The organism is Halorientalis marina, from assembly GCF_023028345.1.
Taxonomy (GTDB): domain Archaea; phylum Halobacteriota; class Halobacteria; order Halobacteriales; family Haloarculaceae; genus Halorientalis; species Halorientalis marina.
Genome location: NZ_CP095487.1, coordinates 2819085 through 2840636 on the forward strand (window position 1 = coordinate 2819085; position 21552 = coordinate 2840636).

General features: G+C 67.6%; 22 protein-coding genes. 7 read left to right on the top strand and 15 right to left on the bottom strand.

What is annotated here, in order from left to right; genetic code table 11:
* The first annotated feature begins 310 nt into the window (after window positions 1–310).
* A complete protein-coding gene (glpK, locus tag MUG96_RS14460; RefSeq protein WP_246983838.1) occupies window positions 311–1849 on the top strand; it encodes a glycerol kinase GlpK in 1539 nt (512 codons plus the stop codon).
* Window positions 1850–2138: 289 nt separating this feature from the next.
* On the top strand, window positions 2139–3326 hold the full coding sequence (locus MUG96_RS14465) for a Cdc6/Cdc18 family protein (RefSeq protein WP_246983840.1): 1188 nt from the start codon (window positions 2139–2141) through the stop codon (window positions 3324–3326).
* A gap of 30 nt (window positions 3327–3356) precedes the next feature.
* Here MUG96_RS14465 and MUG96_RS14470 read toward each other — a convergent pair whose 3' ends face one another.
* From MUG96_RS14470 to MUG96_RS14480, 3 genes are all read right to left on the bottom strand, one after another.
* Complete coding sequence (locus MUG96_RS14470; protein ID WP_246983842.1) at window positions 3357–4346, bottom strand: ring-cleaving dioxygenase; 990 nt, start codon at window positions 4344–4346, stop codon at window positions 3357–3359.
* Window positions 4347–4432: 86 nt separating this feature from the next.
* On the bottom strand, window positions 4433–6610 hold the full coding sequence (locus MUG96_RS14475; protein WP_246983844.1) for an amino acid permease: 2178 nt from the start codon (window positions 6608–6610) through the stop codon (window positions 4433–4435).
* Window positions 6607–7056 carry an NAD-binding protein gene (locus tag MUG96_RS14480; protein ID WP_246983846.1) on the bottom strand — a complete coding sequence of 150 codons (450 nt, stop codon included), beginning with the start codon at window positions 7054–7056 and terminating at the stop codon, window positions 6607–6609. Before MUG96_RS14480 ends, MUG96_RS14475 begins: the two co-directional genes overlap by 4 nt.
* A 212-nt stretch (window positions 7057–7268) precedes the next feature.
* On the opposite strand from MUG96_RS14480, the gene MUG96_RS14485 reads away from it, so the two are divergent.
* A complete protein-coding gene (locus tag MUG96_RS14485) occupies window positions 7269–7739 on the top strand; it encodes an Lrp/AsnC family transcriptional regulator (RefSeq protein WP_246983848.1) in 471 nt (156 codons plus the stop codon).
* Between the two features lie 56 nt (window positions 7740–7795).
* Here the strand turns inward: MUG96_RS14485 and MUG96_RS14490 are convergent, their stop codons facing one another.
* From MUG96_RS14490 to MUG96_RS14510, 5 genes are all read right to left on the bottom strand, one after another.
* A complete protein-coding gene (locus tag MUG96_RS14490; protein WP_246983850.1) occupies window positions 7796–8761 on the bottom strand; it encodes an ROK family protein in 966 nt (321 codons plus the stop codon).
* 69 nt (window positions 8762–8830) lie between these two features.
* Entirely contained in the window at window positions 8831–10588 is a 1758-nt protein-coding gene (gene pyk / locus MUG96_RS14495; protein ID WP_246983852.1) for a pyruvate kinase, read from the bottom strand.
* A gap of 79 nt (window positions 10589–10667) precedes the next feature.
* Window positions 10668–12095 carry an aldehyde dehydrogenase family protein gene (locus MUG96_RS14500; RefSeq protein WP_246983854.1) on the bottom strand — a complete coding sequence of 476 codons (1428 nt, stop codon included), beginning with the start codon at window positions 12093–12095 and terminating at the stop codon, window positions 10668–10670.
* 184 nt (window positions 12096–12279) lie between these two features.
* The gene (locus MUG96_RS14505; protein ID WP_246983856.1) at window positions 12280–12450 is read right to left on the bottom strand and encodes a DUF7331 family protein; all 171 of its coding nucleotides are present in this window, start codon (window positions 12448–12450) and stop codon (window positions 12280–12282) included.
* A 94-nt stretch (window positions 12451–12544) separates the two neighbouring features.
* Window positions 12545–12793 carry a DUF8001 family protein gene (locus tag MUG96_RS14510; RefSeq protein ID WP_246983858.1) on the bottom strand — a complete coding sequence of 83 codons (249 nt, stop codon included), beginning with the start codon at window positions 12791–12793 and terminating at the stop codon, window positions 12545–12547.
* A 258-nt stretch (window positions 12794–13051) separates the two neighbouring features.
* On the opposite strand from MUG96_RS14510, the gene MUG96_RS14515 reads away from it, so the two are divergent.
* Window positions 13052–13567 carry an HTH domain-containing protein gene (locus MUG96_RS14515; RefSeq protein ID WP_246983860.1) on the top strand — a complete coding sequence of 172 codons (516 nt, stop codon included), beginning with the start codon at window positions 13052–13054 and terminating at the stop codon, window positions 13565–13567.
* On the opposite strand, the gene MUG96_RS14520 is transcribed toward MUG96_RS14515, so the two are convergent.
* From MUG96_RS14520 to MUG96_RS14530, 3 genes are all read right to left on the bottom strand, one after another.
* Window positions 13568–13939, bottom strand: coding sequence for a winged helix-turn-helix transcriptional regulator (locus tag MUG96_RS14520; RefSeq protein WP_246983862.1), 372 nt, complete (start codon window positions 13937–13939; stop codon window positions 13568–13570).
* 306 nt (window positions 13940–14245) lie between these two features.
* Window positions 14246–14845, bottom strand: a complete 600-nt coding sequence (locus MUG96_RS14525) for a response regulator (protein ID WP_246983863.1) — start codon at window positions 14843–14845, stop codon at window positions 14246–14248.
* Between the two features lie 81 nt (window positions 14846–14926).
* On the bottom strand, window positions 14927–15508 hold the full coding sequence (locus tag MUG96_RS14530; RefSeq protein WP_246983864.1) for a response regulator: 582 nt from the start codon (window positions 15506–15508) through the stop codon (window positions 14927–14929).
* A 115-nt stretch (window positions 15509–15623) separates the two neighbouring features.
* On the opposite strand from MUG96_RS14530, the gene MUG96_RS14535 reads away from it, so the two are divergent.
* Both MUG96_RS14535 and MUG96_RS14540 read left to right on the top strand, forming a co-directional pair.
* Window positions 15624–15827: a DUF7996 family protein gene (locus MUG96_RS14535; RefSeq protein WP_246983865.1), complete on the top strand. Its 204-nt coding sequence runs from the start codon at window positions 15624–15626 to the stop codon at window positions 15825–15827.
* A gap of 41 nt (window positions 15828–15868) precedes the next feature.
* Window positions 15869–16129 (top strand): DUF8006 family protein, encoded by a 261-nt coding sequence (locus tag MUG96_RS14540; protein WP_246983866.1) that lies wholly within the window; start codon window positions 15869–15871, stop codon window positions 16127–16129.
* On the opposite strand, the gene MUG96_RS14545 is transcribed toward MUG96_RS14540, so the two are convergent.
* Entirely contained in the window at window positions 16130–16957 is an 828-nt protein-coding gene (locus MUG96_RS14545) for an NAD(+)/NADH kinase (RefSeq protein WP_246983867.1), read from the bottom strand.
* Window positions 16958–17108: 151 nt separating this feature from the next.
* Here MUG96_RS14545 and MUG96_RS14550 point away from each other — a divergent pair, with 151 nt between their 5' ends.
* Window positions 17109–18392 carry a KaiC domain-containing protein gene (locus MUG96_RS14550; RefSeq protein ID WP_246983868.1) on the top strand — a complete coding sequence of 428 codons (1284 nt, stop codon included), beginning with the start codon at window positions 17109–17111 and terminating at the stop codon, window positions 18390–18392.
* A gap of 263 nt (window positions 18393–18655) precedes the next feature.
* On the opposite strand, the gene MUG96_RS14555 is transcribed toward MUG96_RS14550, so the two are convergent.
* The 3 genes from MUG96_RS14555 to MUG96_RS14565 all read right to left on the bottom strand — a co-directional run bounded on the left by MUG96_RS14555 (window position 18656) and on the right by MUG96_RS14565 (window position 21419).
* The gene (locus MUG96_RS14555) at window positions 18656–18976 is read right to left on the bottom strand and encodes a DUF7344 domain-containing protein (protein WP_246983869.1); all 321 of its coding nucleotides are present in this window, start codon (window positions 18974–18976) and stop codon (window positions 18656–18658) included.
* 70 nt (window positions 18977–19046) lie between these two features.
* A complete protein-coding gene (locus tag MUG96_RS14560; protein WP_246983871.1) occupies window positions 19047–19475 on the bottom strand; it encodes a universal stress protein in 429 nt (142 codons plus the stop codon).
* A gap of 66 nt (window positions 19476–19541) precedes the next feature.
* Entirely contained in the window at window positions 19542–21419 is a 1878-nt protein-coding gene (locus MUG96_RS14565) for an ATP-binding protein (RefSeq protein ID WP_246983873.1), read from the bottom strand.
* Window positions 21420–21552: the final 133 nt, after the last annotated feature.

Genomic DNA, 21552 nt, shown 5'->3' on the forward strand with positions numbered 1-21552 from the left:
GCGTGGACACGATACCAGGACACTGGGCGACACGGGGAGTGCAGTGGGTGGACCCCGTGCTCGGGCAGACCCGACCGGACTCCCGGGCGCAGTGGCAACTGTCGCGGCGCTCCCCGGACGAACTCCGGACACGATCCGGGTGTACACGCCGGGTTGTCGTCGGTGCCGGCGACACACGACACAACTTTTAAGCCCCATGGCAGATATCTTTACTATCAGAGTGGTATTGGCAATAAAGAATTGGGCGGGAACGGAACGCGGGCCCGTTGGCTAGGGGCGCCGTCTCCGGAGCCGGAGTAGTCAACCCAGCATGACAGACACGTACGTAGGCGCGATCGACCAGGGGACGACTGGCACGCGCTTCATGGTCTTCGACCACAGCGGCCAGGTGGTAGCGAACGCATACGAGAAACACGAACAGATCTATCCCGAGCCGGGGTGGGTCGAGCACGACCCGGTCGAGATCTGGGAGAACACCCAGGCGGTCGTCACCAGGGCGCTCGACGGGGCGAACCTGGACGCGAAGCAGTTGGACTCGCTCGGGATCACCAACCAGCGCGAGACGACCATCGTCTGGGAGGCCGAAACCGGCAAGCCGATCCACAACGCCCTCGTCTGGCAGGACCGGCGCACGACAGACCGCGTCGAAGGGATTCAGGAGGAAAACAAGGTCGAGTGGATTCGCGAGAAGACGGGCCTGGAGTGTGACGCCTACTTCTCGGCGACGAAGGCCGAGTGGATTCTCGACAACGCCGAACCGCTGAAACTCCAGAGATCACGGCCGGACGACCTGCGTGACCGCGCCCGCGACGGCGAGTTGCTGCTGGGCACCATCGACACGTGGCTCATTTACAACCTCACCGGCAACCACATCACCGACGTGACCAACGCCTCCCGGACGATGCTGTACAACATCCGGGACCTGCAGTGGGACGACGAACTCATAGCGGAGTTCGGTGTCCCCCGGGAGATGCTCCCGGAAGTCCGCCCCTCCAGCGACGAGAACTACTACGGGCATACCGATTCCGACGGCTTCCTCGGGGCCGAAGTGCCGGTCGCCGGCGCACTCGGCGACCAGCAGGCCGCGCTGTTCGGCCAGACCTGCTTCGACCAGGGGCAGGCAAAGAACACCTACGGCACCGGCTCCTTTTTCCTGATGAACACCGGCAACGAGGCCGTCACGAGCGACCACGGCCTCCTGACGACCATCGGCTTCCAGCGCACGGGCGAACCCGTCCAGTACGCGCTGGAAGGGGCGATCTTCATCACCGGCGCCGCGATCGAGTGGCTAGAGGACGTCGACCTCATCAACAACGCCGCACAGACCGCCGAACTGGCCCGCTCGGTCGACTCCACCGAGGGGGTGTACATGGTGCCGGCCTTCACCGGCCTCGGCGCGCCCCACTGGGACGGCCGTGCACGCGGGACCATCGTGGGGATGACGCGTGGCACCCGGAAGGCACACATCGTGCGTGCCACTCTGGAGTCCATCGCCTACCAGACCCGCGACGTGGCCGAAGCGATGGAGGCCGACGCCGGCATCGACATGGAGAGCATGCGGGTCGACGGCGGCGCGGTCAAGAACAACTTCCTCTGTCAGCTCCAGAGCGACATCATCGGCACGGAGATCCACCGGCCCGAAGTCGACGAGACCACCGCACTCGGGGCGGCCTACGCGGCCGGCCTCGCGACGGGCTACTGGCGAAACCTCGACGAACTCCGCGAGAACTGGCAGGTCGACCGCGAGTTCTCGCCCGAAATTGACAGCGAGGAGGCCGATGGCCGCTACGAACGCTGGCACGACGCCGTCGAGCGCTCGCTGGACTGGGCCGACGAGGGGGGTGACTGACCGATGGCCGATGTCGTCCTCCCCGTCCCAGTCATCGGGAGAGAGTCCCACCCTGCCGCGCGAGCCGACGACGGAACCGTGACCGAGGACCACGAGGGACGGCTGGCGGCAGAGCCGTGACTCCCCCACCAGTACGGACGGTCCGGCAGCAGGACCGTCCCCTGCCTGGCCGGTTCCAGCCCCAACGCGGCGTCCCTCGGCCCCGGACCGGCCACGCGCCCGCCGCTATCTCGGGTCGTTTTTATCTCAGTGTTGCAAACACACCCACGACACCAGTACGCACGCCACGATGGACCTGAAAGCACGCATCAGACGGCGACAGCGGGGCGGTGGGGAGGCCCGACTGCTCCTCGACTACGACGCGATCAGCCCGGTCGCACACGTCGAGGAACCGATCGGCCGCGGGCCGGTCCTCGAACTACTGCTCGACTACCTCGACCCCGTGTTCACCGGTGATTTGCCGCCGAACGCCTACGTCTGGGGCCCCGCGGGTGCGGGCAAGTCCGCGGTCGTCACGGCCCTGTTCGACGGGCTCCAGTCACAGCTCTCGCGCTCGGGATCGGTCATCCACACCTCGACGCGGGCGGCGACGGCCACCACCGAGGTCCCCGCGTTCGTCTACGTCGACAGCCGCGCGGCCCGGAGCGACTTCGCGCTCTATCACGCCGTCCTCGACGCCCTGCTCGACGAGCGCGTCCCGGAGAAGGGGGTCAGCACGGACACGCTCCGGTCGAAGCTCCGGACGGCGTTACGACCGCTGGCGGAACGGCTCGTGGTCGTCGTCGACCACGTCGGCGAACCCGACGCCCCCGGCCTCGACGACGTCAGGGAGCTGGTCGACCACGTCACCGACTCGGTCGCCTGGATCGCAGTCGGGCGCACGCCGCCGGACGAACTGTCGGTCCAGCTGCCGCCCGAGCGCATCGAGGTCCCGGCCTACCGCGACCACGCGCTCGTGGACATCCTCACCGCTCGGGCCTCGGACGGCCTCGCCCAGCGCGCGCTCAGCCACGAACAGAGCCGCGAAATCGCGAACTGGGCGGAGGGGAACGCCCACGACGGCCTCGCAGCCCTCTTCGGGGCCGCCGACTGTGCGAGCGAAGCGGGGCGACAGCGAATCCACGACGAGGACCTCACGACCGGAATCGTGGACGTCCCCCGCCCGTGTGCCTCGCTCGGGCGCGTCCTCGCGCTCCCGCCGAACCGCCAGCAGGTCCTCCGGGCGCTCGTCGAACTCCCGGAGACCGACCGCGAGACCGTCGACAGCACCACCGACGCCATCGTCGAATCGCCGCGCATCGACCTGTCGGCCGGAACCGTCAAGCGGTTCGTGTACGAACTCGCCGAAGCGGACATCGTCGAGCGCGTGCGCGAGGACTCGACGAACGGTCACGGCCGCCCGCCGAGCCGCGTCGAGCCCCGCTTCGCGACCCGCGTGTTCCGTCGCCTTCACGACCTCCAGCAGGGCGAGCGCTGACGGTCCCCCACGACAGCGGCGCCCCCTCGCTCAGTCGTCCGCTTCGGCCGCGTCCGGGCGCGGCACCGTCACGTTCGTCAGCCCGGCCTCGATTTCCTCGCGTCGTCCCTCGAACTCCCCGGGGAGCACCAGCCGCTCGCCGAGTTCCGCCTGTGGTTCGTCGCTGTCGTAGCCCGGCCCGTTCGTCGCGAGTTCGAAGAGGACGCCGCCGAACTCCCGGAAGTAGACCGACCGGAACCAGTGGCGGTCGATCTGGTTCGTCGGGCGCAGCCCCGCAGACCGGACGGCCTCCCGCATCTCCTCTTGCACCTCGTCGGTCGGCGTCTGGAAGGCGACGTGGTGGACCGTCCCGTGGCCCTGCCGGCCGCCCTCGACGGTCGGCAGCACGTCGACGTACTTCCCCACGGGCCCCTCGGCGGCGAAGCGCGTCCGCTCGTCGCCCGGCGTGTCGCCCTGTGCCGCCTCGGTCCCGACCTCCTCCATACCCATCGTCCGGAGCAGGTCCTCGCTGGGTTCGGGGTCGGCCAGCCAGAGCGTCACCGAGTGAAAGCCCCGGATCGCGGCCGATTCCGGGACCCACTCCGTCCACGGGACGGTGGGGTCGTCGTCGGGAATCTCGACCGCGACGAGTTCGACGGGCAGGCCGTCCGGGTCGCGGAAAGGAAGCACCGTCTCCCCGAACCGTTCGATTCGGTCCTCGTACTCGACGCCGTGGTCGTCGAAGCGGTCCTCCCAGAAGTCGAGGCTCCCCTCGGGGACGCGGAACGCGGTCCGGGCGACCTGTCCGGTCCCGACCTTCCCGCGGGACTGTCCCTCCCACGGGAAGAAGGTCATGCTCGTCCCGGGCGTGCCCTCGGCGTCGGCGAAGAAGAAGTGGTACGTGCTGGGGTCGTCCTGGTTGATCGATCGCTTGACCAGCCTGAGTCCGAGCGTCTCGACCCAGAAGTCCATGTTCCGCTGGGGGTCGCCCGCGATGCAGGTGACGTGGTGGATGCCCGGCGTGGGCGTCGGCGCTGTCATACCCACTGCTACGCGCCGGAGGGTCTTGAATAGGCGCTGACATCGGTGTCACCTGGTCGCGACGGAGCAGCGAAGGGAGCCCTCCGTCAGAACACGACGCGTTCGAGCAGTCGGCGCGTGAACGACGGGCGTCGGGTCGCCCGGGGATAGACGGTGACGGTGGTACAGCCCGGGTTCGGGAGGGCCGGTCGGTCGTCGAACAGCGCGCCGCGGAGCCGGTCGTCGGTCCCCACGCGGACGAACAGGTCGGCACGTGACGGGTACCCGCCGTCGGTCCGAGCCGGCTCGGTTCGCACCGGGACCGAGAGCATCCCGGACAGCTCGCTGCGGTAGGCCTCTATCGTGTCCCGCTGTTTCTCGGTGCCGGCGTGCTCGGTCGGCGACCAGAGCAGGACGTGGCCGTCGTTCGCGGTCGCGACCGCCTCGGCGACCCTCACCCCGAGCGGCGAGAACGGCCCGCTCTCGCCCGAGATGACGATCCGGTCCGGGGCGCCGTAGCCGACGTTGTCGACGAGGAACACGTCACACGGGGCGTGTCGGACGACCCAGTCGACGGGGTCGCCGAGCAGCCGCGAGCGGAGCCGGAGCGGTTCGTGTTCGGCGAGGATCGCGTCGACGCCGCGGTCGTCGGCGAAGTTGACGATGGCGTGTTTCGTGTCGTGGCTGACGATCTCGTCGGCCTCGACCGCGACCGCGAACTCCTCCGCGAGGCCTTCGACGCGGTTCTCGAACGAGACGTCCGCGGGCGACTGGACGGTTGCGTTCTCGGTCAGCGGTGCCTGGTCGGGAATTTCCTCGAACCGCACGACGACTACCCGGCCGTCCTGCGGGCGGACGAGATCGGCGGCGAGTGCGACGAGCGAGCGCTCGCGGTCCACCCCGATGTCCTTGGGCAGCGCGACGAGCACCTCGTCCATGTCGTCGCCGGACGAGGACTCGACGTCGGTGAGCGCGTCCCGGCCGACCTGCCGCCGGATGGCGTCTTTCGCGGCGCCCTCCCGGTCGACGCGCGACCGGACGTAGACGAGGTACCAGAGGGCGCTTCCGACCACGATGACCGCGGCGCCCACGAGCGCGACCGTCCCCATCTGCGTCAGGAGGAGGGCGCTCGTGACGACGCCGAAAATCTGCACCCAGGGATACAGCGGGGAGGTGAACTCGGGTTCGTACGCCGTCGAGCCCTCGCGGAACGCGATCACGGCGACGTTGATGAGTGCGAACACGAGAATCTGGAACGCGCTGGCGAGTTTCGCGATCTCCAGAATCGGCACGAACGCGATGAGCGCGAGCAGCACGGCGCCGGTGAGCGTGATCGAGGTCACGGGCGTCCCGAACCGCTCGCTGACGGACGAGAACGACGGCGGCGCGAGCTGGTCCCGGCTCATCGCGAAGGGGTACCGCGACGAGGAGAGGATGCCGGCGTTGGCCGTCGAGACGAGCGCGAGGATAGCCGCGAGGATGACGATGACGACGCCGGCCTGGCCGAGCGTCTGCTCGGCCGCGACCGCGACCGGGGTCAGGGAGCCGGCGACGCTCCCCGGGTCAGTGACTCCGACCAGCACCGCGACGACTGCCACGTACAGGGCCGTCGTGAACGCGAGCGAGCCGAGGATGCCCAGCGGGATGTTCCGCCCCGGGTCCTCGATCTCCTCGGCGACGCTCGCGATCTTCGTCACGCCCGCGTAGGAGACGAACACGAGGCCGGTCGCCGCCAGGAGGCCGCCCAGCCCGTCCCCGAAGAAGTCGACGTAGTTCGCCGACTGGACGCTCGGGGCGCTCCCGGCGGCGAACCAGCCCAGCGCCGCGAGCATGACGACGACGATAGCGACCTGGAGCCGCCCGGTCTGTTTCGCCCCGACGACGTTCACCAGGATGAGAACCGCGGCCAGCCCGAGTGCGACCGGTTTCAGCGGGAGGTCGAACAGCAAAAGGAGGTAGGGAACGCCGCCGACGAGCGCGAGCGCGCCCTTGAACGACAGCGAGAACCACGTGCCGACGCCGGCGATGGTCCCGAGCAGCGGCCCCATCCCGCGCTCGATGTAGATGTAGGTGCCCCCGGCCTCGGGCATCGCGGTCGCCATCTCGGACTTCGAGAGCGCCGCCGGGACGACGAGCAGCCCGGCGAGCAGGTACGCCAGGATGACCGCGGGGCCGGCGATCTTGAGGGCGAGAGCCGGCAGGATGAAGATCCCGCTCCCGATCATCGCGCCGATACTGATGGCGAACACCGTCGGCAGGCCGAGGTCGCGTTCGAGTTCCTTCATGCCGTATCGAGCTCCGAAACCGTCGGTTCGAGGTCCGCCACGACCGCTTCGGAGAGGGCCGTCGTCGCACAGACCGGCTCGTGGCCCACGTCGGCGACGAGGTCGGAGCGGTCGGGGCTGTTCACCAGGACGAACACGTCCGTGACGTCGAAGTGTGCACGGACGAGCTGGGCGATGAGGAGGTTCCGGCTGTCACGTGGCGTCGCGACGACGACGACCGACGCGTCGGCGGCACCGGCCTCCGCCAGGATCCGGACGTCACTCGGGTCCCCCGCGTTCGTCGGGACCGCCTCCGAGTCGTGTGTCTCGTCGACCAGGCCGACCGAGTAGCCGTCCGCCTGGAGTCGCTGAGCTATCAATTCCCCGACGTGTTTGCCGCCCAGTACCAGTACCGCCTGTTCGTCCGACGGTCCGCTCGTTTCGATTCCAGTCAGTCCCAGTTTCATGACTTTCCGTGGAGGCCGGGGTGACCCCGACGCTCCGAGTTCGTGTGCGTATCGACTATAGATGACGGAACACTATAAACTAGCCGCTTCGATCATCGAATCGTCGAAACTGGTAGGGTTATTTTGCGAATCCGTCTGCAAATATCGAGTTCGACCGGAGACTGGTCGAGGGAGAGAATTAATACAGTTGCGGTAACCAACCTCGTCTTACTATGAGAGACGGGGAGCTGGACGCGACCGACAGATCGATCCTCTACTACCTCCAGCAGGACGCGCGTCGGACGTCGTCGAACGACATCGCGGAGAAGCTCGGGCTGTCGTCGAGTACGGTCCGGACGCGGATCAACAAACTCGAAGACGAGGGAATCATCAGGGGGTACCACATCGACATCGACTACGACCTGGCCGGCTACCCGCTGTACACCAAGATCATCTGTACGGCGCCGGTCACCGAACGGGACCGGCTCGCGAACGAGGCCCGCGAGGTCCACGGCGTCACGGCCGTCCGCGAGATCATGACCGGCAAGCGGAACGTGTACGTGAACGCGATCGGGCGGACCCACGACGACCTCAACCGGATCGCGGAGGAACTCGACGGCCTCGGCCTCGACATCGTCGACGAGCAGATCATCCGCGACGAGTACGTCTGTCCGTACCACGGCTTCCTCGAAGACGAGGACTAGGGCTCACCTGTCGATTCGGGCCGGGTGCCGTCTTCGCTGGGACTGTCGAGGAGCGCTCATCGTTCGATTCGCGCCCGGTCCCCAGTCCCAGCGGTCATCGCACTCGCCACAGCTCCCCGCGCCACCACGTCCTCGCCGAGCCCCGTCAGTTCGATCTCGGGGACGTTCGTCATCACCAGGTCGGGCAGGCGCTCGCGAACGGGGTCGAGAACGAGGTCGGGATTGTTGAGCGCCACGCCGCCGCCGACGCGGATCACGAGCGGCGCGTAGGCGTGGACGATAGTCGCGAAGCCCTGGCTGTTCCAGTCCGCGAGGCGGTCGATGACGCGATCCGCGAGGGGGTCGTCCCCGGCGGCCGCGAACACGGCCGCCGCGTCGAAGCCCGTCTCGTCGAGCGGGAGGTCGGTCGGCAGGTCCTCGCGGTCGTGGAGCAGGCGCGCGTAGTCCGGGATGTTGCTCCCCGCACAGTAGGCCTCCCAGTGGCCGGGGATGCCACAGCCACAGGTCAGCTCGCCACGGGGATCGAGCGTGACGTGGCCGATCTCGCCGGCGTTGCCGTCCCATCCCGAGAGGACGCGGCCGTCGACGCAGACGCCGGCGCCGACCCCCGAGGAGATGGTCAGGTACACCATGTCGTCGGGGGCGGCGTCGGCGTAGAATCGCTCGGCGATGACGGCCGCGTTCGCGTCGTTGTGGAGGTAGACACGGTCGGTGTCGGCGAGGTTCCGGACGGGGCCGACGAGCGGCACCCGGTCCGCGCCGGGGACGTTCGGCGGGTCGTCGACGACGCCGGCGGCGGCGTCGAGCGGCCCCATCGACCCGATGCCGACCGCCTGGAGCCGGTTCGCGTTCGTGTCGGCCGCCCCGCAGGCCGTCCGGATGGCGTCCAGAACGGCCTCCGTGACCGCGATTCCGCCCTCGCCGTGGGGTGTCGACCGGCGGTCCCGGCCCAGGATCCGCCCGTCGACGTCCGCCACGACGGCCCGGGTGTTCGTCGCACCCAGGTCCACGCCAGCGTACATACCCGGTCCGTGGACCCTCCGCCTCTTGAACCCTCGCACACCGACCGCGGGGTCCACCCCGGGACCGCGTCAGTCGACGCGCGTCCCGCGGTCACCGACGCTGCCCTCGTAGACCACCGCTCGCTCGGCGTCGAGGGTGACGACGGCGCCCTCGGCCAGGTCCGGCGGGAGGACGGCGTCCGAGATCATCGGCACCCCGATTTCGCGGGCGACGATGGCGGCGTAGCCGGTGACGCCCTGGTGGGCGTCGACGATACCGGCGATCCGCGAGAGGTCGCCCTCGAACTCCGCGTCGAAGCCCTCGGGGACGGCGAGAATGGCGCCGCTGGGCACCGTCGAGAGGTCGCCGTCGGTGACGCGGACGACGGGGCCGGAGACGAAGCCGCTGACGACCGAGCGTCCGGAAGCGAGCGTCTCGGCGGCGACGTGGACCTTCAGGGTGTTCGCGGTGTCGAACCCGTCGAGTTCGGTCATCATCCCGGCGAGGACGACGACGGTCTCGCCGGCCTCGGCGACGCCGGCGTCGAGCGCGGACTGGACGGCCGTCTGGATGACGGCGTCGGCCCCGTCGTCGTCGTAGGGGACGTAGCGGGGTTCGATCCCCCAGGAGAGGCCGAGCTGGCGGCGCGTCTCCTCGCTGGGCGTGGCGGCGACGACCGGCACGTCCGGGCGGTACTTCGCGGCCTTGAGCGCGGTGTACCCGGACTCGGAGGCGGCGACGATCGCCGAGGCGTCGACGTCACGGGCGAGGAAGCGCGCCGAGCGAGCCAGCGCGTCCGTGCGCGTGTCGCCCGCGGCGGGCACGCGCTGTTCGGAGAGTTCGTCGTACTCGCCGGAGGCCTCCACGTCCTCGACGATGCGATGCATCGTCTCCACGACCGCGACGGGATGGTCGCCGATGGCGGTCTCCCCGGAGAGCATCACGGCATCGGTTCCGTCGAGGACGGCGTTCGCCACGTCCGAGGCCTCCGCACGGGTTGGCCGGGCCTCGTGTATCATCGAGTCCAGCATCTCCGTGGCGGTGATGACCGGCACGCCGGCCTTGTGACACCGGCGAATAATCCGCTTCTGGATGAGCGGGACCTCCTCCATCGGGCACTCGACGCCGAGGTCCCCGCGGGCGACCATCACGCCGTAGGCCTCGTCGATGATGGAGTCGAGATTCTCGACGGCGCCGGCGCGCTCGATCTTGGCGACCACCGGGATGTCACCGCCGAGTTCGTCGATGTGTCTGCCGATCTCGTAGACGTCCTCGCCCGACCGGACGAAACTCGCGGCCACGAAGTCGACTTCCTTCTCGACTGCGACTTCGAGTTCCCGGCGGTCCTGGGTGGTGATGACCGGGAGATCCAGGTCGACGCCGGGGACGTTGACGCCCTTTCGGCTGCCGAGTTCGCCCCCGCTCTCGACGCGCGCGTGGACGAGTTCCCCGTCGACTTCCTCGACGACGGTCTCGATGCGGCCGTCGTCGAGGAGGACGCGGTCGCCGGGCGAGACGGCGGTGATGGACAGCGAGAGGCCGATATGCTCGGGGGACACCTCGCTCCCGGTGGCGAAGGTCACGGTCGAGCCGTCGGCGACGTGGACCGGTTGGTCGACGTCGGCGGTCCGGACCTCCGGCCCGGGGATGTCGTGCATGATGGCGAGCGGATGCTCCGTCTCGCTGTCGACGGTGCGAATCCTGTCGACGAGCTCGCGGCGGCCCTCGGGGGTGCCGTGGCTGGCGTTCATGCGCGCGACGTTCATGCCGGCCGCGGCGAGGGCGCGGAGCTGTGCGCTCGAATCGGACGCTGGGCCGATCGTACAGACGATTTTGGCGTTTCGCATGGTGGATACCTGCCCGCCGGGGGACCGGCGCGCGACGATTGCCGGCCCTTCGCAGTCGGGATAGAAGACGTTTGTTCCGTTACAGGACGATGCTCTTGGTCGTGGTGAACGCCTCGATGCTGTAGCCGATGCCCTCGCGACCGATGCCGGAGTCCTTCACGCCGCCGAAGGGGATGTCGCCGAGGCCGTGGGAGGGCGCGCCGTTGATGCGGACCGCGCCGGCGTGGATCTTCTCGGCCAGCCCCATCGCGCGGTCGTGGTCGCTCGTGAACACCGACGCGTCCAGCCCGAGGTCGCCGCCGTTGGCGATGTCCAGCGCCTCCGTCTCGTCGCTGAAGGTCGTCACGGCGGCGACGGGGCCGAACTGCTCCTCGTGGACGATACGGGCGTCGTGCGGGACGTTCGCGAGCAGGGTCGGCTCGAAGAAGCGTCCCTCACGGTCACCGCCCCGCACCAGGTCTGCGCCCGTCTCGACGGCGTCGTCGACCAGTTCCTGCACCCAGTCGGCCTGGTCCTCGGAGATGAGCGGACCGAGCGTGGTCTCCTCGTCGAAGAGATCGCCGGCGACCCACTGGTCCGTCTCCGCTTCCAGCTTCTCGACCAGCTCGTCGTGGACGTCCTCGTGTGCGAGCACGCGCGAGACGGCCGAACAGCGCTGGCCGGCGTACTTGAACGAGCCATTCGCACAGGCGCCGACGGCGTCGGTGAGATCGGCGTCGGGAAAGACGATGGCGGGGGCGTTCCCGCCCAGTTCCATGTGGAGGTTCACCATGCCGCTCTCCTTGGCGACGTGCTTGCCGGCGCCGGAGGACCCGGTCATGGCGATGGCGTCGATGCGGTCGTCGCCGGCCAGCACGTCGCCGATGTCGCTGGCCTCGCCGGGGACGTAGTGGAAGGCGTCCTCGGGGAGGTCGGCCTCGTCGATGCAGTTGGCGAGGATAGCGGCGCTGATCGGCGTCTTCGAGGCGGGCTTGAGGACGACGCAGTTGCCCGCGGCGAGCGCCGGTGCGACCTGGAGGGCGGTCGTCGAGAGGGGGTAGTTGTAGGGAGTGATACAGAGGACGGTCCCGATGGGTTCGGGCGTGACGATGGCTTTCCAGCCCTCGTGGCCGGCGGTCGTGCCCTCGACGTACTCGCCCTGAAGGTCGTGGACCTCCTCGACGGCGCGACGGAACCGCTCGGCGGCGGCGGCGACTTCGCCGCGCGCGCTCGATATCGGTTTGCCCGCCTCGCGCACGATGACGTCCGCGAGCCGTTCCTTGCGTGCCTCGATAGCGTCGGCGATGGTTTCGAGCCACTCGGCGCGTTCGACCAGCGTCGTCTCCCGCATCGCTTCCCGTGCTCGATGGGCGTCCCCGACTGCCGCTTCCGCGTCGGTCGGGCTGGTCGCCTCGACCGTCGCGAAGGTCCCACCCTCGGCGAGGTCGGTCACCTCGATGACGTTCTCGCCCGCGTCGACCTCACCGTCCGTAAGGAGGTCGTCCGGGTAGTCTCGTGACGTTGCCATACCGGACCGTACGCGCGCATTGCATAAAGGGTTTACTCGATTCTGAATAAGTTCTTTATCGTCACCGAAAAGGCACGGAGGGCGATGGGTTCGGTCGTCACTCGTAGTAGCAGTCGTGCGGAAAACGGCCGGTTCGCGGAGGCGCCACCGCGTCAGTGACGGGGGTGGGGTCCGGTACCGCGACCTATCGCATCGTGTCGACGGCGAGGGACAGGTCGGATTCGAGCCAGGCGCGGTGGTTCTCGCGGTCGTAGACGATGTGGGCCTCCGGCGTCGAGAGCGCCGCGTACCGGGTTTCCTGTCGCGACCGTTCGTCGTCCCGTACACTCGCCTCGTCGCGGATGTTCCCTGACATTGGCGGACCGTCGGGTGAGTACCCTACGCGCAGCGCTTCGACCCCGTTGTTGATAATAGTTACCATGCCACATGGTACGGTCGGCTCGGCCGACTCACTCGGTCGCGCCCTCCTCGCTGTAGCCCTGCTGTTCGAGGCAGCGTCGCATCTCCGCTTCGGCCTCGTGTCTGTGGAGCTGGGTCGGCGTATCGCAGTAGTACGTCTCGCCGTCCCAGCGGAGCGTCACCTCGTGTTCGGATCCGAGAAACTCCGTTTCCACGATCACGTGGCGGCCCTCGTTGAGGACGGCGAGGACCTCGTCGGCGCTCAGTTCTCCCTCGGAAACGTACAGCGGATTCCCCATCGGTACCAGCTACCACGGCCTGTCGCATGAGTGTTCGTGGTCCGCGACCCGGTCGTGTGTCGCATCGACACGACCGCTCCCGAACGGGACCGCCGTCCTCGGAGCCGCTCGATTGCCCGAAGCCGAGTCTATTCTGACCGACCGACTGCAGTATATTTATCCGTACTTACGAAAAGTAATCTAACCGCCTTCGGTCGGTTCCTACGAGCGCACGAAATCTTTAAGCCCCGACAACATATTCGTAGGGACACGATACCGATGACCACTGACAGGGATCAGGGCGGTATCCGAGTGGAACTATACGTGCGCTCGCTGGCCCCCCGAGCCGGCAGGCGTCAGCAGAACTCGGTCATCGACCGACTCGAAGACCTCGAATCCGCGGGCCGTATCGACGAGTTCACCGTCGACGTGTGGGGCCGGCAGGTCGGGCTCTCCTCCGTGTCAGCGCGGACCGGCGCCGGACAGTTCGTCCTCGACCGCGTGGCGTCGTTCCGGGAGTGGGCCGACGAGACGGGTCGCTCGGTGGCGTCGTTCTTCGAGACGCGCCGCGTCGACTCGCGGGTCACCGGCGACAAGTACACGGCACTCGTGTTGCCGTCGCTGACGCTCGCGGAGTTCCGCGACGGCGAACTGGCCCACGTGGCCCCCTGTAGCGACGGCGACGAGGTCACGACCGTCGCCGACCGCGTCGAGGCGCTCGCGGCGAACGGCGGGACGATCTCAGACCCCGCCGACGAGCGCACCCGGGTTCCGGCCGAGATCGAGGAGGAGTAATTACACCAGCGACCGTTCTTTATCGTCGGTCGGGAGCAGGTGGTCCTCCCCCCAGTCCCGCATCGCTTCGATGACGGGCCCGAGTTCCTCGCCGCGCTCGGTCAGCGCGTACTCGACCCGGAACGGTTTCTCGCTCACGACCGACCGCGTCACGATGCTCGCCTCCTCCAGGTCGTCGAGGCTATCGGAGAGGACCTTGCTCGAAATCCCGTCGACGGCCTCCTTCAGCGCGTTGAACCCCAGCGGACCCTCCTGTAACAGTCGGTCGACGATGACCGGGTGCCACTTCTTGCCGATCAGACTGGCCGTCGCCGTCACCGAACACCAGTCCTCGCCTGCACACCAGACCGCAACCGGGCTGTCGTCCGTCATACCAGGTCCCGAGGGGCGCCGAACACATATAGTTACGTTATGCAACCGGATTACCGATAGTGATTGACGTATCGGCCGCCGACGCTGACTTAAATGGCCCGACATTGCCGGGAAAAATTTCACTTGTTCTGGTCTGGAAGAATTATCCGCCGGTGGGTGGGTGGTTCATCGATTCGGTTCTCACCGGCAGGGGACGCTGCCCACGTCCCCCTACTGCCGTCCCGCAAGCACCACGTGCCAGCTCGGACGGCCGCCGATTTTCCGCGGCCGTCCGTTCTCTCTCTTCGGACAGCCGCCGCGCCGCGGTCAGAGCCAGCCCGCGCCCCCTTCGTTCGAGCCGCGGCTGACGTTCCGGTACGTCTCGACGAGCTGTTCGAAGTCGTCGACCTCCGAGCGGAGTTCGTCGGCGAGTTCCTTCGAGCGCTGGGCCAGCCGCTTGAACTCCTCGCTCTGTTTGAGTTCGGCCTCGGTTTTTTCCTCGGTGAGGACTTCGAGCTTCGAGAGGCTGCTGAAGAACTCGTCTATCTTGCCGTCGGCGACCGGCGTGTCGATGTGCTGTTCGAGCGTCGTGTGGAGCGTCTCTTCGTCGACCGGCTTACAGAGGTAGTCGTCGAAGTCCATCTCGAGGATGTTCAGGTCGGGATCGACGGCCGTCACCATGATGACCGAACAGGTGAGCCCGTGGTCCCGGATGGTCCGCAGGACCTCGTCGCCGTGGAGGTCCGGCATCCGCCGGTCGAGCAGTACCGCGTCGACCGTCTCGTCGACCTTCTCCAATGCCTCCTCGCCCCCGTAGGCGACCCTGGTCTCGAAGGCCCCCTCGAGCTGGACCGCGTAGACGTCCGCGATATCCTGCTCGTCGTCGACGATCAACACCAGCGGACGCGTATCGACACTCGAACCCACGGGTCGAGTTGAAGTCGGTTACCGGGATGTTTATAAGTTGCGTGCGGTTCGGGGCCACGAGTCGCGGGGCCGTCCGCGCCGTCAGCGACCGGGATGGCGACCGATCTCGCGGAAGGCCATCTCGAAGTCCTCGAACTCGGTGAGGGTCTCGTCGATCTCCTCGCTGAGCGCGTCGATCCGGTCTTCGAGTGCGGCCACGTCCTCGTTTGCATCGAGTTCCTGGGGAGTCTTCTCGGCTTTCAGGAGGGCGATTTTCGAGGTCAGCTCGAAGTACTCGGTGAGGCGCTCGTCGTAGTCCCTGGCCGTGAGCTGTTGTTCGACGGCCGTCAGGAGGTCGTCGCTCTCGACCGGTTTACAGAGGTAGTCGTCGAAATCCATGTCGATGATGTCGAAGTCCGGATCGACGGCCGTGATCATGATCACCCGGCAGTCGAGCCCCCGTTCCCGGATGGTTTCGAGCACCTCGTCGCCGGACAGGTCCGGCATCCGTCGGTCCAACAGAACGACGTCGACGTCCTCGTCGACTGCCTCGAGCGCCTCCTCGCCCCCGTAGGCCGTCCGGACGGTGTACTCACGCTCCAGTTTGAGCGCGTACACGTCGGCGACCTCCGTTTCGTCGTCGACGACGAGGAGGGTCGGCTCCGACTCCGAATCGCGTCCCATGCTCCCCCATAGAGTGAGCGCCCGGTTATAGTTTGCCCGCCAGCCGCTTCGAAACCGTGTCTTTCTCCCGCTCGGCGCGCCTCACTGATGGTATGGACCCGAGAGGTGGCCGCGGATGGATCTGAGCGACGACCGACTGCAGTTCGCCGCACTGCTCGGCGGCGGCGTCGTCTGTTCCGGGCTCGCCGACTTCGCGCTCGCCCGGGCCGGCTACACGGACGTCGGCGCGGTCGTCTGGGCCGTTGGCTACCTGACGACCATGCTACTGATCTGGTACATCTGGGTTCGGCCACTCGATCTCACCGGCCCTGATCCGTAACGGAAGTTTTTAGGCTGCTTCTGGGTGAGTTTCGCATAGGAATGCTCGGGTTACCGCTCCAGGTCATCGACAACTTCCTGCTCCAGTACAACGTCGGGCAGGCACTGCTGTTGATTTTCATCCTCTCGATGTTGGCAGCCCTGCCCCTGAAATCGCGGAAAGTCATGTCCATCCAGTTCATCAGTTTCGGGCTGATATTCATGCTGACGCCCCAGAGCCTGCTGGAGGCGCCCTACTGGAAGTTCCTCGGCGTCGCGCTGCTCGTGCTCGGCCCGATGGTCTACATGACCGCCCGCAAGTGATCAGTCCAGTTTTCCGAGCCCGCCGTAGAAGTCCAGGGCCGGGCCGGCCACGGTAACAGGCTCGCCCGCTCGCGCCACCCGGACCCGCTCCGGCGGCGTCACAGCTTCCTCCACCCGCCCGTCGCTCACCACGTGCGCACGCTCGGCGTCGGCGATTCGCACCGTCACCGTCGCGTCCCTGTCGACGATCAGCGGCGGCATCCCGTCCTCGCCGGCCATCTTCGTCACGACGAGTCCGCCCACGTCCGGGTGGACCAGCGGCCCGCCCTCGCTGAGATTGTAGGCAGTACTCCCCGTCGGCGTCGCGACCAGTACCCCGTCGACGTGTCCGCCGGTGTAGTCCTCGCCGTCGACGGTCACCGTCACGTCGATCCCGTTGCCGTGGCCTCGCTGTGGCCCCAGGATTGCGATTTCGTTGATCGCCGGCGGGAGCGTCCAACTCTCACTCTCGGCGCGGACGCGGTCCATCGTCCGCGTGCCGATGGCCGTCCCCGCCCGGAGCCGCTCGACCTCCGCCGCGACCGTCGAGACGGCGTCTGCCGGGGACACGGCGTTCAGGAACCCCACCTCGCCGAGGTTGACGCCCATGATCGGCGTCGTCCCCGCGCCGCGGGCGGCATAGAGAAAGGTTCCGTCCCCGCCGATGCTCACGACGAGATCGCACTCGGCCATCCGCTCGACTGGGACGCCGGTCGCGTCGTCGAGTCGGTCGGCCGTCACCTCGTCGACGACGGCCGCGATATCGTCCTCGGCCAGACGCGCGACGATCTCCCGGGCCAGCGACGCCGCTTGTGGGTTCGACCGCTGGGCAACGATCCCGACTTCCATCGTGCCGGCGTTCCGTCCCCACGGTCATAAACCCCGCGCGGTCGGCGCCGACGCCCGCAGACGGTACGGGAACTCGAAAAACAGCCAAGCTTAATCCGTCCGCAGTGCCAGGCTCGAACATGGCTACTCGGCCGACCGCGGGGGTCGCGCCATGAGCGGGGACGACTCCGACGACGACTGGTTCGATTCCGCGTTCGAGGACGACGACACGGCCGCCGACGAGGACACAGCCCCCGAAGAGGGACCCACGGCCGACGACACCGACAGCGATGCCGACAGTCCGTTCGATGACGGCGAAGCCGAGGACAGTCCCTTCGGGGACGGCGACGCGGCGGCGTTCGATAGCGCCGACAGCGACGACAGCCCGTTCGGTGACGGCGAAACCGACGAGGGCGACAGTCCATTCGGCGGTGGCGAGACCGACGGCGACACCGATCCCTTCGGCGGCGGCGAGACCGACGCCGGCGGTGAGAGTCCGTTCGGCGGCGGCGAGACCGACGCCGGCGGTGAGAGTCCGTTCGGTGACGGCGAGACCGACGCCGGCGGTGAGAGTCCGTTCGGTGACGGCGAGACCGACGCCGGCGGTGAGAGTCCGTTCGGCGGCAGTGCGGACGCGTCGTTCGCGGGCGACGACGACGACGAACTGTTCGACGACGACTTCGCCTCCGCGTTCGGCGGCGGCGGTGGCGGGGGTGGCGGCGACTCCGAGTTCGACGACGAGGACTTCGAGTCGGACATCCCGCGGATCGACCTCGGCATCGAGGGGCTGGACGACATGATTCAGGGCGGGGTCCCCGAGCGTCACCTCCTCACCTGTATCGGGTCCGCCGGGACCGGCAAAACCACGTTCGGCCTCCAGTTTCTCCACCACGGCCTCCAGCTCGACGAGCCGGAGAAGGCCGTGTTCATCACGCTCGAACAGAGTTACGATGCCATCATGGGCACCGCCGCCGAGCGTGACTGGAACTTCAAGGAGTACGAGGACCGCGACCTGCTGGCCGTCATCGACCTGGACCCCGTCGAGATGGCGAACAGCCTCCAGAACATCCGCGCGGAACTCCCACAGCTCATCACCGACTTCGGCGCCGACCGCCTCGTGCTCGACTCCGTCTCGCTTTTGGAGATGATGTACGACAACCAGGCCAAACGGCGGACCGAGGTGTTCGATTTTACCCGCTCGCTGAAACGGGCCGGCGTCACCACCTTCCTCACCTCCGAGGCCAGCGAGGACAACGCCTACGCCTCCCGCCACGGCATCATCGAGTACCTCACCGACGCCGTCATCTTCCTCCGGTACGTCCGCCAGGAGACCCGTGAGACCCGTACCGCCGTCGAAATCCAGAAGATACGGAACGCCAACCACTCCCGGGAGACCAAGCCCTACGAGATCACCGGCGACGGCATCAGCGTCTACCAGCAGGCGAACATCTTCTAAATTTTTACACCTCCCGTGTTCGCGGCCGGCGCACTGCGCCGGCCGCTCACAGGGTCGGGCAAAAATTTAGTACAAAAATCGCTCCTCGTTCCCGCCGGTCACTCGTCGCGTGCGCTCGCGCAGCGAAGCTGCGCTGCGCGTACAACGAGCCTGCCATCCCACACCGCACCACCCCGCACCACCCCGCACCGCTCCCCACCGCCCCGCACCATTCCACTTCGCCCCGCCACCCCCGCGCTCCACGACCGTACCGTCCCGCGCCGCTACAGCCACCCTTCCGGGAGTTCGTCGCGGTGGGACTCGATCAGTTCGAGCAGCGGCGCGATCTCGTCCCAGTTGGGACCGGTGCTGATCTCGCCGCTTTCCCTGTCCCACTCGACGATGTCCATCTCCCTGAGTTTCGGCAGGTGTTTGTGTACCAGTGCGGTTTCGAGCACGTCGGGGTCCTCCTCGGCACCGAGCAGGTCGAGCGGATCGACGTCGTCGTCGTCCTGCGGATTGTGTTGCAGTAACGCCACCAGCAACTCCCGCCGGTACGGGTCGCTGAGCGCAGCGAGCAGGTCGTTCCAGCGCTCACTTGTCATACGGGAACAATATGCTCGGGTGAAAAAATCAGTACTCCTTGGTGCACCATGACGCGTCGGAGGTGGGCCGTCAGCGCGCGACAGTGACGGGCACCGTCGAGTCGCGGACGACCGACTCGGCGACCGACCCGAGGAGGATTCGGGTGACGCCGGAGCGGCCGTGACTGCCCATCACGATCTGGTCGATGTCGTGGTCGTCGGCGTACTCGACGATGGCCCGGGCGGGCTTGCCGACCACGATGTCGGAGGAGACGGTCACCGCGGACTCGTTCGCCTCGGCCCGTATCTCCTCGAACAGCTCCTCCGCCTGTTCTTTCGCCCGGTCGTACCACTCCTCGGAGAAGCTCGGGATCGACGCCTGCGCGCTGTAGCCCGCCTCGGTCGGATTGATGACGTGCAACAGAACCAACTCCGCGTCCGGGTACTCCGCCATCGCGAACGAGGCGGCGTCCATCGCCTGCTCGGAACCGTCGACGGGGACCAGTATTCGTCTTTCCATGATGCACGTTAGCACGCAACAGTGATAAATAGTTCCCGGTTACGGGCCGGGTCCACACGCGGGCGGTCAGTCTCGACCGTGTTTCGTGACACAGACCGGCAGGCCGACCAGTTCGACCGGTTCGGAGTTGTCCGGGGAGTAGACGACCATCTGCCCTTTCTCCATGTAGGGGACCTTCTGTTCGAGGTTCGACGGGATGTTCACCGCGGAGATGGCGTCCTCGTCGCCGAGGTTCAGGACGACGGTGGTGTTGATCTGTTTGAAGACCGGTTCGGCGATGTCCTGCGGATCCTGCGTGATGAGAAAGAGGCCGAGCCGTTCCTTGCGGCCCTGCTTTGCGGCCTCGGTGAACTTCCCGATGACCTTCCGGGCCTGGACGCTGTCGGCGTCGGTCAGGAAGTTGTGGGCCTCGTCCATGCCCACCACGAGCGGCGTCTCCTTGATCCGGTCGTAGCGCGGGTCGTTCGACAGTTTCTCGTCGACGAGCAGGCTGGAAAGCGCCAGCACGACCGTCTCCGCCGTGCGCGTCTCGTTGATGTGGTAGGTCGGGACCACCGTCAGCCCACCGGGACGGACGAACTCCTGGACCATCTCCGTGATGGGGCGGGCGTCCTGGTCGAAGACGTTCCCGAAGCCGCGTACGCGCCGGCGCACCGCGTCGAAGGTGGCCTCGTGGACCCGCCCGCTCTCGTCGAGTTCCTCCTTCAGCGCCGGGTCGTCCAGGAACGACTGGAACTGGTCGTACGTCCCCTCGTTGCCATAGTTGTCGAAAAAGCGGTTCAGCAGGTACCTGAGCGCAGCGTACTGGTTGTCGTTGAGGCCGCTTCCCGAGACCAACCAGGGGTTGCCCCGAACCATCGAAAACGGAATCGTGAATGGGACCTGCTCGGCGCGGTGGTGGTCGGCGGCGTAGGTCGAGCCGGCGACTCTCGGGACGAACGCCTTCGTGTCGTCGTGGCCGCCGTAGGCGATGCCCTCCCGCTCACAGCGGCGCTCGTCGCGTTCGTCCATCGCCGGGTTGTCGTCGTGCATCTGGGCGTACTCGTCCTGGGGGTCGAACTGGACGACCGCGGCCTGAATCTCCCGGTCGCTGCCGGACTCGACCGGGTAGGTCCGCTCCTCGCTGAGGTACTGTCGGAGGACGTTCTTCGAGCCGTGAGTCTTCCCCGACCCCGTCCCGCCGGCGACTAGCGTGTGCCGGAAGACGAGCGGGTCGCCCGCGTCGTAGTCGTCCTTGAGCCGGTAGTCGATGGTCGGCGGCTCCGCGGCCGTTTTGACCCGCTCGCCGCCGACCGCGAGGTGGCCGAGGAAGACACCGTCTTCGGGAATCTTCAGCCCGGTCTTGATCTCCGTCGTGTCCGTGGCCGCCCGCACGATGGTCTCCGGCTTGGGCACCCGGTCGGTCATCCGGCGCTTGAGGTCGCCGTCTTCCGTGTAGAGGACCGCCACGGGCTCCAGCGTCGCCATGAACTTGAAGTCCTGCTCGTCGATGCCCCGTGAGCGCATCGCGCGTCGAGCGTGAATCTCGGTCGCGTCGTCGGTGCGGAACTCCTGGGCGTACTCCAGTGCCGTGATCCGGCAGAACAGGCGCTCGTCGTCGGGGTAGGGGACGAGCAGGTACTTCCCGATGCGGACCTGCGAGCGGTTCTGGACGGTGACGTACGCCCGCAGGCGCGTGTCGTCCGGGTCCTCGCTGATGGTGAGCCCGTCCGAGGCCGAGAGGACGCCGATCCCCTCGTCGCTGCCCGGTGGCATCACCTCGACTGGCTCGAACTCGTCGTCCGCGTCGCCGGGCGTCACCGACTCCCCCGTCTCCGCGGGGTCGTCGGCTGCTGCGCCGGTCGCCGCCTCGTCGGTCCCGTCCTCGGAACCGGCCCCCGCCGCATCGTCCGCACCCCCGTCGTCGTCGCCGTCGAAGTCGGTGAAATCGCCCAGGTCTGACATACCCGCCTCATCGGGCGCGCGGTTGAAACCCGTTTCCCCACCGAAGCGGAAGTGGTCGCCGGCGCGAGCGTCCCCGACGCCGGCGATCCCCCGCCCCGGCGCGGGGTTTTTGGGAATCGGTCGCGTAGAGTCG

Coding starts and splice junctions, on each gene's coding strand:
- MUG96_RS14540 (WP_246983866.1), top strand. CDS start 15,869: ATGCTCGGGTTACCGCTCCAGGTCATCGACAACTTCCTGCTCCAGTAC.
- pyk (WP_246983852.1), bottom strand. CDS start 10,588: ATGCGAAACGCCAAAATCGTCTGTACGATCGGCCCAGCGTCCGATTCG.
- MUG96_RS14475 (WP_246983844.1), bottom strand. CDS start 6,610: ATGAAGGAACTCGAACGCGACCTCGGCCTGCCGACGGTGTTCGCCATC.
- MUG96_RS14555 (WP_246983869.1), bottom strand. CDS start 18,976: ATGACAAGTGAGCGCTGGAACGACCTGCTCGCTGCGCTCAGCGACCCG.
- MUG96_RS14510 (WP_246983858.1), bottom strand. CDS start 12,793: ATGGGGAATCCGCTGTACGTTTCCGAGGGAGAACTGAGCGCCGACGAG.
- MUG96_RS14520 (WP_246983862.1), bottom strand. CDS start 13,939: ATGACGGACGACAGCCCGGTTGCGGTCTGGTGTGCAGGCGAGGACTGG.
- MUG96_RS14550 (WP_246983868.1), top strand. CDS start 17,109: ATGAGCGGGGACGACTCCGACGACGACTGGTTCGATTCCGCGTTCGAG.
- MUG96_RS14515 (WP_246983860.1), top strand. CDS start 13,052: ATGACCACTGACAGGGATCAGGGCGGTATCCGAGTGGAACTATACGTG.
- MUG96_RS14465 (WP_246983840.1), top strand. CDS start 2,139: ATGGACCTGAAAGCACGCATCAGACGGCGACAGCGGGGCGGTGGGGAG.
- MUG96_RS14505 (WP_246983856.1), bottom strand. CDS start 12,450: ATGTCAGGGAACATCCGCGACGAGGCGAGTGTACGGGACGACGAACGG.
- MUG96_RS14565 (WP_246983873.1), bottom strand. CDS start 21,419: ATGTCAGACCTGGGCGATTTCACCGACTTCGACGGCGACGACGACGGG.
- glpK (WP_246983838.1), top strand. CDS start 311: ATGACAGACACGTACGTAGGCGCGATCGACCAGGGGACGACTGGCACG.
- MUG96_RS14530 (WP_246983864.1), bottom strand. CDS start 15,508: ATGGGACGCGATTCGGAGTCGGAGCCGACCCTCCTCGTCGTCGACGAC.
- MUG96_RS14560 (WP_246983871.1), bottom strand. CDS start 19,475: ATGGAAAGACGAATACTGGTCCCCGTCGACGGTTCCGAGCAGGCGATG.
- MUG96_RS14480 (WP_246983846.1), bottom strand. CDS start 7,056: ATGAAACTGGGACTGACTGGAATCGAAACGAGCGGACCGTCGGACGAA.
- MUG96_RS14470 (WP_246983842.1), bottom strand. CDS start 4,346: ATGACAGCGCCGACGCCCACGCCGGGCATCCACCACGTCACCTGCATC.
- MUG96_RS14485 (WP_246983848.1), top strand. CDS start 7,269: ATGAGAGACGGGGAGCTGGACGCGACCGACAGATCGATCCTCTACTAC.
- MUG96_RS14500 (WP_246983854.1), bottom strand. CDS start 12,095: ATGGCAACGTCACGAGACTACCCGGACGACCTCCTTACGGACGGTGAG.
- MUG96_RS14545 (WP_246983867.1), bottom strand. CDS start 16,957: ATGGAAGTCGGGATCGTTGCCCAGCGGTCGAACCCACAAGCGGCGTCG.
- MUG96_RS14535 (WP_246983865.1), top strand. CDS start 15,624: ATGGATCTGAGCGACGACCGACTGCAGTTCGCCGCACTGCTCGGCGGC.
- MUG96_RS14490 (WP_246983850.1), bottom strand. CDS start 8,761: ATGTACGCTGGCGTGGACCTGGGTGCGACGAACACCCGGGCCGTCGTG.